6 protein-coding genes are annotated in these 15,451 nt (G+C 43.1%); all 6 read right to left on the bottom strand.

What is annotated here, in order from left to right; genetic code table 11:
* Window positions 1-91: 91 nt before the first annotated feature.
* A complete protein-coding gene (locus DF947_RS22010; RefSeq protein ID WP_158526316.1) occupies window positions 92-6,910 on the bottom strand; it encodes a T9SS type B sorting domain-containing protein in 6,819 nt (2,272 codons plus the stop codon).
* Between the two features lie 763 nt (window positions 6,911-7,673).
* Window positions 7,674-8,063 carry a LiaF transmembrane domain-containing protein gene (locus DF947_RS22005; RefSeq protein ID WP_109932982.1) on the bottom strand — a complete coding sequence of 130 codons (390 nt, stop codon included), beginning with the start codon at window positions 8,061-8,063 and terminating at the stop codon, window positions 7,674-7,676.
* 353 nt (window positions 8,064-8,416) lie between these two features.
* The gene (gene rpiA, locus DF947_RS22000; protein WP_109932980.1) at window positions 8,417-9,106 is read right to left on the bottom strand and encodes a ribose-5-phosphate isomerase RpiA; all 690 of its coding nucleotides are present in this window, start codon (window positions 9,104-9,106) and stop codon (window positions 8,417-8,419) included.
* 467 nt (window positions 9,107-9,573) lie between these two features.
* Window positions 9,574-11,922, bottom strand: coding sequence for a TonB-dependent receptor (locus DF947_RS22625; RefSeq protein ID WP_109932976.1), 2,349 nt, complete (start codon window positions 11,920-11,922; stop codon window positions 9,574-9,576).
* A 68-nt stretch (window positions 11,923-11,990) separates the two neighbouring features.
* Window positions 11,991-13,958 (bottom strand): c-type cytochrome, encoded by a 1,968-nt coding sequence (locus DF947_RS21985; RefSeq protein ID WP_240615440.1) that lies wholly within the window; start codon window positions 13,956-13,958, stop codon window positions 11,991-11,993.
* Window positions 13,959-13,966: 8 nt separating this feature from the next.
* Window positions 13,967-15,373: a 3-keto-disaccharide hydrolase gene (locus DF947_RS21980; RefSeq protein ID WP_109932972.1), complete on the bottom strand. Its 1,407-nt coding sequence runs from the start codon at window positions 15,371-15,373 to the stop codon at window positions 13,967-13,969.
* Between the last annotated feature and the right edge of the window lie 78 nt (window positions 15,374-15,451).

The following is a 15,451-nucleotide window of genomic DNA, read 5'->3' as shown; positions in this document are numbered from 1 at the left end:
GGAGCATTGCCGATATGATCAGTATCTTTTTCATTCTCTTATGTTCTTGATGGCCCTCCCCTGCGGGAAGGCCTGTTTCTGTTTTCTTCAATTATCTGTTGTCCCTGATGATCGAGATCGTGCCCCTCAGCAGGCCGATGCCCTTGCCCAGGTCGATCACGTAGATGTAGGCGCCCTCCGCCAGCGGCTGGCCGTTGTAGGTACCGTCCCAGTCGTTCTTATAACTGCCCGTTCCGTACACCTTCCTGCCCGCACGGTCGTAGATGCCCACCGTGTTGTTCGGGTAATAGTCCAGGTTCTTCACAACCCAGGTATCGTTCTTACCGTCCCCATTTGGGGTAATCACGTTGTTCGGCACAAGCTTGAAGTCGTCCGTTACGTTTATCGTGATCTGTGCCACGTCCGAGCATCCGCTGGCATTTGTCGCCGTTACCGTATAGGTCGCCGTCTGTCTCGGGCGGACCTTAAGCGTTCCCGTATTCTGTCCGCTCTGGATGTCCGGTCCGCTCCAGCTGTACGTGCTTCCGCCGGTCGCCGTAAGGGTTGCGATGTCGCCCCTTGAGATGTCCGTGCCAAGGTCGCTCGATACAGATACTATAGGCATTGCGTTCACCGTTACCGAGGCAACCGCAGTAGCAGTAATCGTTCCGTCCCGGTAGGTATAGGTTACCGTATAGCTTCCCGGTGTGCTTGCTCCAAGGTTTATGGTTCCCGTAGAGGCATTTACCTTAAGCCCGCTTGCGCTGGCCGTATAGGTTCCGTTGGCAGGGCCCGTGCGCACAATGTCCGCAGTTCCGCCTGCGCAGTAGGCAGGCTTCGCGTAGGCTATCGTGGCAGGCGTAGAGTTTACCCTCACCGTTGCCGTTGCGGTTCCCGTACAGCTTCCGTTGCTGAACGAGTACGTTACCGTATAGGTCTGGTTGGGCGTGCTCGCACCGAGGTCGATCGCTCCGGTAGTTCCGCTGATGCCCAGTCCCGACGGGCTGGCCGTGTACGTTCCGCCCGTCTGGCCGGTCTGGATCACGCTTGCCGTGCCCACAGCCTGGTACTGCGCCGAGCCGTAGGCAATTGTTGCCACGGGCGTTGCGGGCTGGGCGCTGATGGTTATGTTCGCTGCGTTCGAGATACACCCGTCCGCGCTCTTCGCGGTTACCGTATGGCTTCCGCTGGCCAGTCCGCTGTAGGTCAGGGCTGCCGTGTAGGCGCTTCCGTCCAGACTGTAGGTATTGCCCGTTACACCTGCTATCGAGATGCTTCCCGTAGCCAGCGCACAGGTAGGCTGGGCAGTTACCGTTACCACGGGTGCCGCTGCCACCACCTTCGCAGGGCCGATCACAACGTCCGTGCCCGTAGAGACACACCCGTCGATGCTCCTCGCCTTTACGATGTGCGTACCGGGGGTTAAACCCGCATAGGTCAGGCTCGCAGAATATGCACCGCCGTCGATGCTGTAGGTCTCGTCCGTTACACCAGTAATCGCAATGCTTCCCGTTGCCGTTCCGCACACCGGCTGGGCCGTTACCGCTACCGCAGGGGCGTTCGCCGTAACCTTTGCAGGATTTATGATAATGTTTGTTGCTGTAGAGGTACAGCCGTCAGCACTTTTGGCCGTTACCGTATGTGGTCCGGGCGCAAGACCGCTATAGGTCAATGTAGCCGAATAGGCTCCGCCGTCCACACTGTAGGTCTCGCCCGCAACCGATGTAATGCCGATGCTTCCCGTTGGTGTTCCGCACTCCGGCTGTGCAGTTACAGATACCGTTGGTGCAGTTGCTACAGTTTTCGCTGGCGCAATCGTAAACGGCACTGTTGCAGAGTTACATCCATCTGTACTCTGTGAAGTTACCGTATGTGATCCCGGAACTAAGTTTGCATAGGTTGTGGTTGCCGTAAATGGACCCCCGTCCACACTGTAGGTCTCGTCCGTTACGGCAGTGATGCTGATGCTTCCCGTAGGCGTTCCGCATACCGGCTGTACAGTTGTGAACACCGGTGCGGTTGCTGCTGCTTTCGCTGGGCTTATTGTAATGTTTGTTGCATTCGAGATACAGCCGTCAGCACTTTTGGCTGTTACCGCATGTAATCCAGGTGCAAGACCGCTATAGGTCAGGGTAGCTGAATAAGCTCCGCCGTCCAAGCTGTAGGTCTCGCCCGCAACCGCTGTAATGCTGATGCTTCCGGTCGGCGTTCCGCATACCGGCTGGGCCGTTACAGATACCGCAGGAGCGTTTGCTGTTGCCTTCGCAGGGTTTATCGCAATGTTTGTTGCCGTAGAGATACAGCCGTCACTGCTCTTGGCGGTTATTGCATGAGGTCCCGGAGCCAGGCCCGAATAAGTTAAGGCTGAAGTATACGCACTTCCGTCTACACTGTAGGTTTCGCCCGTTACACCTGTAATCGAGATGCTTCCGGTCGGCGTTCCGCAGACCGGCTGTGCAGTTACCGCTACCGCAGGTGCGTTTGCTACAGTTTTCGCAGGGTTTATTGTAATGTTCGTTGCCGTTGAGGTACAGCCGTCAGCGCTCTTGGCGGTTATTGCATGAGGTCCCGGGGCTAAGCCTGCGTAGGTTAACGTTGCCGTATAGGCGCTTCCGTCAACACTATAGGTCTCGCCCGCAACCGCTGTAATGCCGATGCTTCCGGTCGGCGTTCCGCATACCGGCTGGGCAGTAACTGCTACCGCTGGTGCGTTTGCTGTTGCCTTGGCAGGGTTTATTGTGACATTGGTTCCCGTAGAGGTACAGCCGTCAGCGCTCTTGGCCAGGATACTATGAGATCCCGGAGCCAAGCCCGAATAAGTTAAGATTGAAGTATACGCACTTCCGTCAACACTGTAGGTTTCTCCCGTTACACCTGTAATCGCAATGCTTCCCGTAGGCGTTCCGCAGATTGGCTGTGAAGTTACAGATACTGCAGGTGCAGTTGCGACAGTTTTCGCAGGGTTTATTGTGACATTGGTTCCCGTAGAGGTACAGCCGTCAGCGCTCTTGGCCAGGATACTATGAGATCCCGGAGCCAAGCCCGAATAAGTTAAGATTGAAGTATACGCACTTCCGTCAACACTGTAGGTTTCTCCCGTTACACCTGTAATCGCAATGCTTCCCGTAGGCGTTCCGCAGATTGGCTGTGCAGTTACAGATACCGTTGGCGCAGTTGCTACAGTTTTCGCTGGCGCAATCGTAAACGGCACCGCTGCCGAGCTGCATCCATCTATACTCTGTGAGGTAACCGTATGCGACCCCGGAGCTAAATTTGAATAGGTTGTGGTTGCCGTAAATGAACCGCCGTCTACACTGTATTTCTCGCCCGTTACGGCAGTTATGCTAATGCTTCCCGTCGGCGTTCCGCAGGCCGGCTGCGCTGTTGTGAACACCGGTGCGGTTGCGGTTGCTTTCGCTGGGCTTATTGTAATGTTTGTTGCATTCGAGATACAACCATCAGTACTTTTGGCCAGGATACTATGAGATCCCGGAGCCAAGCCGGAATATGTTAAGGTTGAAGTATACGCGCTTCCGTCAACACTGTAAGTTTCGCCCGTTACTCCAGTAATCGCAATGCTTCCCGTCGGCGTTCCACAGACCGGCTGTGTGGTGGCTACCGTTGGCGCATTTGCTGTTGCTTTCGCTGAATTTATCGTAATGTTTGTTGCCGTTGAGGTGCACCCTCCCGTAGCTTTTGCAAGTACAGTATGTGATCCCGGTGCAAGGCCTGAGTAGGTTAAGGTAGAAGTAAAAGCACTTCCATCTACACTGTAGGTTTCGCCGGTTACACCTGTAATTGTGATGCTTCCTGTTGGGGTTCCGCACGCTGGCTGTATGGCGGCTACTGTTGGGGCATTTGGTAATGGGTTTACCGTTACTGTTACTGGCATTACAGCCGACACACAGCCAGTTATTGTATTTGTTCCTTGAATGTAATATATGCCAGTGGTGCCTACTGCACTTGGATTACTTAACACAGTTGTTGCGCCTGGATTTGTATAATAGGCAAATGCCAGGTTGGAACTGCTTCCTGTTGTTATGCCAGAAGCTGTAAGATCAATCTTGGCTGGAGCACAAACTGAAGCTGGATTCGTAATTACCACGGTTGGCTGAGGCTGTATTGTTACCGTAACAGGTGTCGGCACAGAATAACATCCCGTTGATACTAAATATCCTTTTATGTAGTAGGTACCGCTCGTAGTTACCGCGTTGGGGTTGTTCAAAATGGTTGTTCCAGTAGACTCCGTAAAATAAGTATAGGTTAAACCAGCGGTACTTCCCGTTGTAACCGCTGCTGAGGTTAAATTAACCGTGCCTGGGGCACAAGTGGACTGATTGTGCGTAACAACCAATGGCTGGGCATTTACTGTAATGGAAGCCGTTGTTGTATTTGAACATCCAGTTCCTGAATTTGAGAATGTATAAGTTACCGTATATGTTCCAGGAGCACTTGCGGTAAGATTTACAGCTCCTGTTGTGGCATTGATATTAAGGCCAGTGGTTGAGCTAAAGGTTCCTCCCGTTGTACCCGTAATGATAGGATTGGCCGTTCCCGTTGCACAGAATGAACTATTAGAATAAGCAATTGTCGCAATCGGAAGCGGATTAACCGCAATGGTTACACTGGCGGTATTGGAACAGGAAGGAGAGGTAACCGTTACAGTATATGTACCTGCATTTATACTTTGCATATTGTTAATGATCGGGTTCTGGAGCGATGAGGTAAAGCCATTAGGCCCAGTCCAAGCATAACTTGTTGCACCGATTGCATTAACGCTCAATTGGGTTGAGCCTCCCGCACAAACAGGGTTTGTTGAGGCAGAGGCCGAAATGCCCGAAGCCTGTACAACCGAAGCGGTGTAAGTTGCTGTATTCCCGCAGATATCACGAACAACAATAGGATAATTTCCTACCGCTACCCCATTAAAAACATTTGAGCTCTGCCAAGTTGTTCCCCCATCTTTCGAATATTCAAGAGCTGATCCAGAAGCCGATGTTGCCGTAATGCTCAGACTTCCTGTGGGAAAACCTGCGCACACATAACCTCCTGTTGCCAATGCATCAATGGTTAAGCTGTTGCTGGCATTATAGGTTACTGTTCTCGTTATCAGTGGTACATTACCCGTACCGCTCGATGTGGAAGTACAAATTAGTGCTACTGTATAAGTTCCGTAAGCCAAACCATTGAAAGGTAAACTATTTAATGTTGTTGTGGTTGTAGCATTGCTGAATGATCGGGTTTGATTAACATTACTCGGTCCGCTAATAATCTTGAGCGCATATATAGAAGGATTATCCAAAGTGGCATTCATTGAAAGATTAAATCCTCCACAAACTGGTGTAGTGGTTTGCGTATTTAGCGTAGCATGCAGACCAGAAAAAGTAAAAGTGACACTACTGGTGTAACAATCGCCAACTTTTAATTGAACCGTATGGGTTCCACTTGGCCAGGAACCATCGCTATTTGGTCCAACTAGGAAAAATTGTCCTACCGATAGATTACCAAAAAAACCGGAGCCCATTGTATAGGAATTGGTGTAACCTACTGCAGGTATCCCGCCATTGAAAGATGATGACGTAGATGAAGTAACAACATAAGAGTAAACTGTTCCGCTAGTTGCTATAAAGGGTATGGTCATCCTCGGAAATCCAGCATCTAGCAAACTATAGTCAGGATAATAATCTCCCCCACCAAGGGTGGCTGGCGGTGAAGAAGGTATGGTAACTGTTACCGGTCCTGTTTTTGCCGGGTTGCCCATTGCATCAACACCAGTAACTGTATAAGAATGACCAGGCACATAACCATTAAAATAATTGTAGAGATTTGTTGTTTGAATTTGTGTAGTTAAAGCAGAGGTCCCATTATCAACGATAGTCCAGGTTACAGGTAAACAGGTTAACGACGCTGGATTTATGTAAGTCCTTATAGCTCCTCCACTTGTGCAATCATAAGTACCATTGACCGCATTTGTACTTGGGCCAAAATCACGCTTTATGATCCCACTTAATTTATATTCATTATTACAGTCATCGTAAATAATCAAATCACCATTTGCGAACGGATAAGTTGCAGTGGCCGGCAGTTTGACAGTTACAGTTGTACATGGCATTTTAGAACCATTTAATACACCGCCTGCACCATAAACATTACCACTACCCGAAGGATATTCATAACGCCAGTAAAAATGATTGGCATCAAAAGTTGATAGATTGGCAGATCCATTACCCAGGTAACCCCAATTGCCACCTATCGTTATGTAACCGCCACTGGAACAAACATTGTTTCCCCCGTTACCCCAAACTACAGGGGCAGCATTAAGGCCAAACTGATATCTTGGTGTTATTGTAGAAACTGTTGCGCTAGTACCTAAACCAATGCTTGCCCCAGCAGTTACAGTAGTTCCGCAAGCATCAGTAATGCTAATCGTATAACTTCCTATTGGCAGATTACTAAAGGTACTTGAGCTTTGAGTACCTAAACTATTTGGATCAGGGGAAATACTATATGAATATGGAGCCTTGCCTTTTGTAACCGTAGCCACAACAGATCCTTTAGCAGTTGTACAACCTACAGAACCATTTGCAACTGTTACCACCATTGCAACGTAAGTTGTTGTGAGAGTAACCGTACTGCTCTGAGCGGTAGCCGTAGTCGTGGCATCCTGTACTTTTACGATGTAGCTTCCTGCAGGTAAATTACTAAATACATTGCTTGGCTGATAATTTCGTATTACTGTAGCGCCTTGCAATAACTGATAGTTTACTAACCCGGTATTGCCAGAAGCAGTCGCGGTTATGGATGCGTCAGATGCGCACGTGCCGTTTGTACCAGTTGCCGTAACTGTTAGCGCTGCAACAGCAAGATTTCCAAAAGCCAATAAGGTTGAGAAAGTGAGCAAGAATAAAAGATAGGTAAATTTTTGTTTCATATTATTATAGGTATCAAAAGCGTAATCCTGCCCTCTTTTCATAGGAGAGGAATTAGTATCGGCTTGCTAATATGTTATTCTTTTGAAAGATATTTTGGTGCTTAAACCGTTAATAAAAGCAGCGCTATCAAACAACCAGAGTCTCACATCAACAGGCCGTCATCAAAAATCAATAGAAGAAAAGAGAAAAAAATACCCCAAAATCATGAAAACACTACCATGATTTCAGTGTATTTTTAAAACTACATGATTTTTAAAAAATGTAATTTTATGAAATTATTTAGTGCAATAGTTGGGAGGGAATTGTTTCCTTTGAATAGTCGCCAATACACTAATTGTAATACAATTGATAAAAAATAGCTGGCGAAAGAAAGGGAAGAATTTATTTAAATGTTTATTGGCTCGCTATAGAATAAACAATTATTAAGATTAAAATTTAATATTTATCCATTTATGTACATAATCAAAAAGATAGAAACATACCATGATTAAAATGTAGTTCTAATAATACATTTAAAAAATGTCATGAAAATCTTTGTCTTTCTGAAAGTTTGAATGCGTTTTTGGCCTCGGCGTAAAAAGTAGATAGCCTTAACCCTACACGTCTAGAATAAGGGAAGTAGTTTGACTTCTGAAGCTAAAACTGGCGAAATTTTGCCTTTCCCATCGAAATTTAACAAATCGATTTAATGTAGGGCATAAAATAAGAAAGGGACAATTTTTAAAAATTGTCCCTTTGAGATATATGATGGAGTTAAGAATTTTAGTGCTCTGTTGATGTAAAATCAATTGGCTTTTTTTCAAATGTCTGATTGAATGATTTATAGGTTTTAGGTTTAAAGATCATATATAAACCTACACCGATGAGAAACATGGCTGTCGTGATTTTTGATAAAGCAAAATCGAAAATGGTGATGTCTTTCAAAGTAAAGATTGCTCCAATTATTGTTAAGGCCAACCAACCGCCACCTGTAAAATTACGACGGTAACCCATCCACAACCCTGCCCCAAGCATTATAGTATGCCAGCTTAAAATCCAGTGTGGCACATCAACCCCTGTATTTCTAAGTAAGAAAACAGATCCGATACCTACAATTAAAATACCTAGTCCCAATTGTTTATCTGTGTGATTTTTTTTGATTAGAGTTTCCATGATGTTTTGTTTTTATATTCAAATGTATCATGAAAATAAACGCTGGAGAATGGGATTTCCTCCAATAAGATAATTTTATCGGTAAGTGAAATAAAAATATCGGTTAAAATATTTTGAAGAATTTTAAGGGTGTTAAATGTCGGTGAAAAATGCGGAATGGTTGTTTAATGTTCGTGTCTCCTCGAACCAAATATTTGAGTGAAAGATTTGCCACGGAAACACAGAAGACACGGAATTAGGGTAAAATTGTTAAATTACTCAAAGAGCATTACGCTGGCAATTCTTGCTATTAATGGTTCGTGGAGACACGAACCAGGGAGTGGGTGTCGGAATTAGAGTAAAATTTTATCAAATTATTCGAAAACCACAACGCCGTTATTAATTGCCATAATCACTTTGCTGGTTAAACCAATAAATAATCCGTGTGCGAGCAAACCATCTATTTGATTTAACGATCTTGCCAATTCTTCGGGATAATCAATTAAACCAAAATCAGCATCGATGATATAATTTCCATTATCGGTGATGAATGTTTCGTTATTAATTTGTCTTAAAAGACTCGATCCCCTAAGTTTTGTAATCTGATCAGTTACATATTGAAGCGCTAACGGAATAACTTCGATGGGAACTTTAAACGCACCTAATTTTTCTACCTTTTTAGATGCATCGGCAACTATAATTCTATTTTTACTTAAGGAAGCAATGATTTTTTCTCTGAATAATGCTCCGCCTCCACCCTTGATTAAGTTTAAGGATTCTGTGAATTCGTCGGCACCATCAATACTAACATCTATTGAACTAAGCGTTTGAAGATCAAGTATTTCGATCCCGTAAGATCTCGCCAGTTCATCTGTTTTTTTGGAACTTGCTGCTGCAGTAATTGTTAAACCATTCTGTACCCTTTTTCCAATCTCTTCTATTGCGTATTTGGCTGTAGAACCTGTACCTAAACCTACAACATCACCATCTTTTATAAACCTTATAGCTTCTAAAGCTGCAACTCGTTTCTCAGCATCTTGTTGCGTTTTATCTATTGTTCCCATGAAGTAAAAATAGGGAATTTTATGGAATGACCTCACCCCCCGCCCTCTCCTTGAAGAGAGGGAGCTACTCCTCGATACTTCGTTGTGTTGACTGAGCTTTTCATGCGAACATTTTTTTTCAAAGCAACACCCCCCTGAAGAGAGGGAGCTACTCCTCGAAACTTCGTTGTGTTGACTGAGTTTTTCGTGAGAACATTTTTTTTCAAAGCAACGCCCCCCTGAAGAGAGGGAGCTACTCTTCGAAACTTCGTTATGTCGATTGATTTTTTCGTGAGAGGATATTCTTCAATGAAACACCCCGCCCGTTTGGGCAACCCTCTGAAAGAGGGGAACGGAAACGCAGAAAAAAAATTAAATTCAAAAAAATTATCGCCATAGGCAATAATTTCTATTTATGGCGTTTATGTATATGAGAGCGTTAATTTAGATGATGGGGATTCTGCAATATGTGGAATCCCCATTTCTTTTTAAAATCTTCCTGTTAGGCTAATTCCGTAAGTTTTAGGATTGCCCAAATGTGCAGCTCCAAAATCGTAAGCATAATCTATATAAGTTTTATTGCCCAAATTTCTTCCCCAGAAAAACAAATCGAAATGCTTTTGTGCAAAACCAATTTTGGCATTATAAAGATTGTAGCCTTTTTGTTGGATGTTGTTACCCAAATCATAAAACTGATTTCCTGTATACGACCATTCGCCACGAGCCACGAGATTTAATTTAGAGATTTTATCAACCTCGTAACTGTACTGCAAGGCTAACATCGATGTCAAATCCGGTGTGTACAATTGTCGGTTTCCGTCTAAATTAACGGTTGTACCATTTTGTGGCAATTGAAGTGAAGTGTACTTCGCATCGGTATAACCTAAGTTATAATCTATATTAAAACCCTTAAAAAGTCTTGCCGATAATTCAGCCTCGACACCTTTACTTGTCAGCTTACCTGCATTTCTGGTAATGGTTACAGCATCTGGCAAAACCAACACAGGAACCTGGGCATCCGTTAATCGAATATAAAATGCCGAAACGTTTAGGGTTAAAAGATTATTCAAAAAGGCATTTTTAGAGCCAATTTCGAAGTTGTTGCTGTACTCTGGTTTGTAAGGAACTAATGGTAAAACCGATGGATCTGATCCTAACTGTGTAATCCCACCTGCTCTATAACCTCTGCTGTAATTTGCATATAGATTGCTATTATCGGTGATGGCGTAAGCCAAGGTAAATTTCGGAGAAAATGCCTTGAAATTTGCTGTTGATGCGGTATCGTTCTGCGTGGTAATTGGAGCCATTCCGCCGATTAAAAATTCGCCTAAGGCACTTTGTTTTTTATGTTCGTAATCGTAACGTAAACCCAATGTAGCTACCAATTTATCTGTTAAGGCATAAGAAACCTGTCCGAAAATGGCCAAGCCATAGCTTTTGCCAGTGTTTGTGTTTAAGCTGGTTACATTAGGAAACGGTGCGCCAAGCAATGGTCCGTCCTCACCAAAAAATGTGCCCTGTTTTACTGGATTATATTGATGGAAACCATATAAACCTGCTAACCATTTAACTTTTGAAGTTGTTGATGCCGGTGAACTGAATTTAATTTCCTGTGTATACACCTGAACTTTATTCCAGTCTTTACCATAATCGTTAATAATCGAAACACCATCGATTGGAGAAAAATCACCATCGATTGGTTGTTTATAATATCTATAATTTGATTGATAAGCTGTTTGTGAAGTGAAATTAAAAGAATCTCCAGCATAGTTGGCCGATAAAGAGGCATTAAACAAATTATCAACCATTTCTGTGGTGGCATTTTGATTCAACTTAAATGGATTTGTAAGTGCTTCTTCTACCGAACCCGCCAATGGAAAAGTTCCATTGTTTCTATTCTCGTTATGTTTTACGTTCAAAGTTAATGCAAACTTGGCACTCGCCTGAAGCTTTAAATAATAGTTGCCCAAATAACCATGCAGTTTGTCGAATTTAGAATTGTTAAACTCATTGGTGTAAAAACCGCTTTGCCTATTGAACAATCCGGCGGCGCCGAAAAATAATTTATCTTTAATCAAAGCGGTACGAATCCCCGCACTATAGCGTTGCTGACCGTAATTACCAATATCTACGCCTGCAAAACCACTTGTATAATTAGTTGGCTGTTTTGTAATAATGTTGATTACTCCACCCATTGCATTTCTTCCATAAAGTGTGCCCTGCGGACCGCGAAGCACTTCAATTCTTTCTACGTCAAATAGTGAAGCAATGTACGTATCTAATCCAAATTGATTTACGCCATCGATATATGTTGCGATTGCAGGATCGTAAGAAGTAGTTCCAATACCTCTAATGGAAGTTACATTTCTACCATCACCCGGATTACTGCTGTATAAATTTGGAACGATTGTAGATAAATCGCGGGTATTTTGAATTCTATAATCGTTTACTTTATTTGCTGATAAAGCCGTTATACTCAACGGAACATTTTGAACGTTTTCCTCAGTTTTCTGTGCCGAAACGGTTACTTCATCAAGCTTTAAGTTGGCATCAGCCAACACCACATCCAAATTTTGATTATTGGTAATGGTTTTAACAATTGTTGCGTAACCAATTGCAGAGAAACGAAGACTTAGCTTTCCAGCCTGAACACTTATAAATTCAAAATCGCCGTTGGCGTTTGTAACTGTATTCAGATTGGTATTTAAAATCTGAATGCTTACTGCCGGGATGGGAGCATTCTTATTGTCTTTAACGGTTCCCGATAATTTTTGCTGTGCATTCGCTGCAAAGCTGAAGATTATACTTAGACATATCAGGGATATGATTTTTCTCATTTTAATTTTTTCAAATAAAAACGGTCGGCGTTTCCACCAACCGTTTTAGACTAACAATTAACTAATATTTATTTTAAAGAATTAATCCATGCAGCAATTTTTAAAGCTTCAGCTTTAGTAACCTGTGGCATTGGAGGCATTTCTGTTGAATAACCCGGCCAGTTTTGTGGTTGCGGATTGTGAATTAATTGGAAAATTTTATCGCCAGAATATTTTCTTTTTGCAATTTCTACAAATGGTGGCCCGATTTGTCTTTTCGTGGCATTGTGGCAAGCCAGACAAGTATTTTTGGTTAACAAACCTTCTACCTCTTTAAAAGTAGGTGCTTTTGCAACTACCGGTGCGGGTTTAGCAGAAACTGATTTTGATTTTGATTCTGGAGCTGTAGCTGGAATTTTAGCGGTTGAGGCTTTTTTTGCGGCAGCTGAGGTTGTTGGAACCGTTTCAGAATTCTTTGTACTCACCTCTTTTAATGATAATTTATTACCATCGGGAATTTGGTTTAGCGTATAGAAAGCCACTGGATGAATTAACGAATAAAACCCGTCCTGAGATCTCAAGCCATCCAAGGTTAACGTATGGATGTAATATTGACGAAGATTTTGAACAATAATTCTTGCTTTTAAACCATCATCTGAAACCTTAACACCAGAGATTTTTAATTTTTCTGTATTTACGGGAGGCGAACCATAAACTGGATGGTATTTGTAAATAAAGCTTTCTGCAGAGTATGAAGCCAAATCTTCAGCCGATTTACGATCTACAGGTTTTGTAAATTCGATTTCGAAACCATCAGGCATTGCTCTTACGGCTTTCATTTCGAAAGGAACTTTATTGTTATAAACCAATCTTTCCAAACCTTCGTTAGCATCACCTGCAGACCCCCAACCTCGGTTGGTTTCGCCTACAAATAAAGAACCGTCAGTTCCCCATGCCAATCTTAATACGCCCGAACGGAAACCTTTACGGAACAAAAATGAAGCACCCTGCTCCTCTCCTTTTACGGTTTCCATAAAAATTCTAGAGATGATACTCATTCCTTGATCGCCGACTAAGATTTGTCCGGCAAATGGACCAAAACTGTTCGCCGGAATTTTTACAGGCTCTGCTGATGAGATTCCTAAAATTCCATAAGGCAACCAAACAGCTGGCAAACGTAATTCAGGGAAAGTTTTCTTCATTTCGAACAAAGTTTTGAAAGTTTCGTTAACTCTATTTTCTGGTTTAATGTATCGGCCTTGCTCGTTTTTAATCCGGCGTTCATCCATTTTAGAATAGAAGAAATCTGATTGTAATTTAACAGGAGAATCTGATCTGCTCGTCCATCTTAAACTTGCAGGATGACCCATGAAATCGCCTTTGTTTACTTTCCACAAACCGCCTGAGCCTACCCAGTCACCTTGATTTTCGGTATAATAAAATTGATCATCCAACATGCCAATTCCAGCTGGAGAGCGGAATCCTGCAGCGTACGGCGTCATTTTTCCATCTTCGGTAATGTTCATTGCCCAGCCACGCATTGGTACACGACTTTCGGCTCTCCACCATTCTTCATCGCCAAAGGCTACGTTTGCCGTTACCAAGAAAGTACCATCAGCAGCTATTTTTGGTCCGAAGCTATATTCGTGATAATGACCGCTTAAAGGCCATGCATAAATGGTTTCGTAAACATCGGCTTTGCCGTCCATATCTTTATCGATAAGTTTGGTCAATTCGCCACGTTGTGCCACGTAAAGGGCGCCATCTTTGTAGGCGATGCCTAAAATTTCATGCAATCCGTAAGCAAATCTTTTCCAATAGGGCTTAGAGCTTGTTGGATTTTGAACAATATAAACTTCGCCCCTACGGGTAGAAATTCCCAAATCGCCATTAGGCAAGGTAACCAAACCCCCAACTTCTAATATTGGTCCTTCGGGTACTTTTACTTTATTTATCCTGAAAAAATCTTCTTCTTTCGGTGTTTCCTGTGCAAAAAGTGTAGAAAAGCTTAAACTTAATGCAAGTATCGTTAGTGTTTTAAATGTATATCTCATCATTATTCAGATTAAAACAAAATGGTATAATTCAACTTACTGCCAATTGCTACAATAATTTCTTTTTTCCCATCTACATCTCTAATCATTGGCTTCGATGCGCCTTCTGGAAATTGCAGATAGTAGGATTTATCATCAATCAGATATAAACCTTTTGAAACTTCTTCGATATTTGAGGCTGTTGCCAAAAGAAAATAAAGATCTTTTGAAGGTTTATCCACAGAAATTTCTCTTGTCAAACCTTGTCCATTTTCCATTACCTTAACCGCATCGGTAACATTTGCTCCATAGATTATGTATTTAAATTCTGGTCGCTCTTGATTATCCATTACATAACCTTTTGTACGGAAACCTGTTCCTGCTGTATCAGCATTCCATTTGTCTTTATCGCTAGCTAAACGAGAAATGGCTAAAACCGGTTTTTTGGTAAAGCGGGTAATGCTCCCTAAAGGACGAGAAGTTCCATTACCGCGATCGTGCCACATTGGAGTTGCATCAATAAAACCTCCATGCCATCCTTGTAAAATCGTGCCGTTATCCAGATCGTAACTGTAAGCTGTTTTTTCTGGTCCGCCAACTGAAATTGCATGTACCGAACGTACACCCGGAACTACATCAATAAAACTGCGGATCATATTATTGCTTGATGCATCTACATAAATCGGATCATCATCATTGCCTTGATTGTTTCTTGGAAACTGAGAAAGTGGTGTAATTTCGATGTTCTTAAATGCTACAGAACCATGATCGCCCTGCAACCGAAGCGGCCCAGTTGCTTTTTCGGCACCAGCAGCGCCACGAGTTGCCCCAAATAATTCTACATTTTCGTGAATGGTGATTCCGTTTAGTTCTACACTGATGATTTTTGCATTCTGGATTTTTTCAGTTCCATTGAATTTTGGTGCCTGAAAAACAATTTTAATGTGTTGCCATAAACCAGGTGCTTTACTTGCATTTTGACGTGGGGCAATTCCACCAAATCCTTTTTCTCCATCGGGTTTAGAGTCGTTCCATCGTTCGTAAATGCCACCATTATTGGCGGATGTTGCGTTTCTTAATCCCCAGGCATCATCTATCTGGATTTCGTAATTTCCTTGAAGATAGATTCCAGAATTGGTTCCCTTAGCGGTTAAATAATCAAGTTCGATTAAGGCATCACCGAATTCGGTATTCGTATACAAATCGGATCCTGCGCTTTTTGCAGAAGATTCATTTACCAATATTCCTGTTCCCTTGGTTGTTTTTAATGTATTTTCTTTATTTAAATCGGCAAAAACATTTTCTGCTAGCGACCACGATTTTGCAGGATTTTTAAATGCAGAAAGATCTTTAAGATCTATGCGCTGGCCAAATGCCAGTAAGGTTCCGCCAAGCCAGAGAATGGTTACGCAACCCGCCTTTAAGACGTTCAATTTCATATTTGGTTTGTTAGTTATTAACCCGTTAAGGCTAATGTATAATTAATTTAAAACCTATCGGATGAAGTTTCGCTCCAT

The organism is Pedobacter paludis, from assembly GCF_003173575.1.
In the GTDB taxonomy this organism is placed as follows: Bacteria; Bacteroidota; Bacteroidia; order Sphingobacteriales; family Sphingobacteriaceae; genus Pedobacter; species Pedobacter paludis.
Note: the sequence above shows the minus strand (reverse complement) of the source record. Positions and strands in the feature narration are given on the sequence as shown.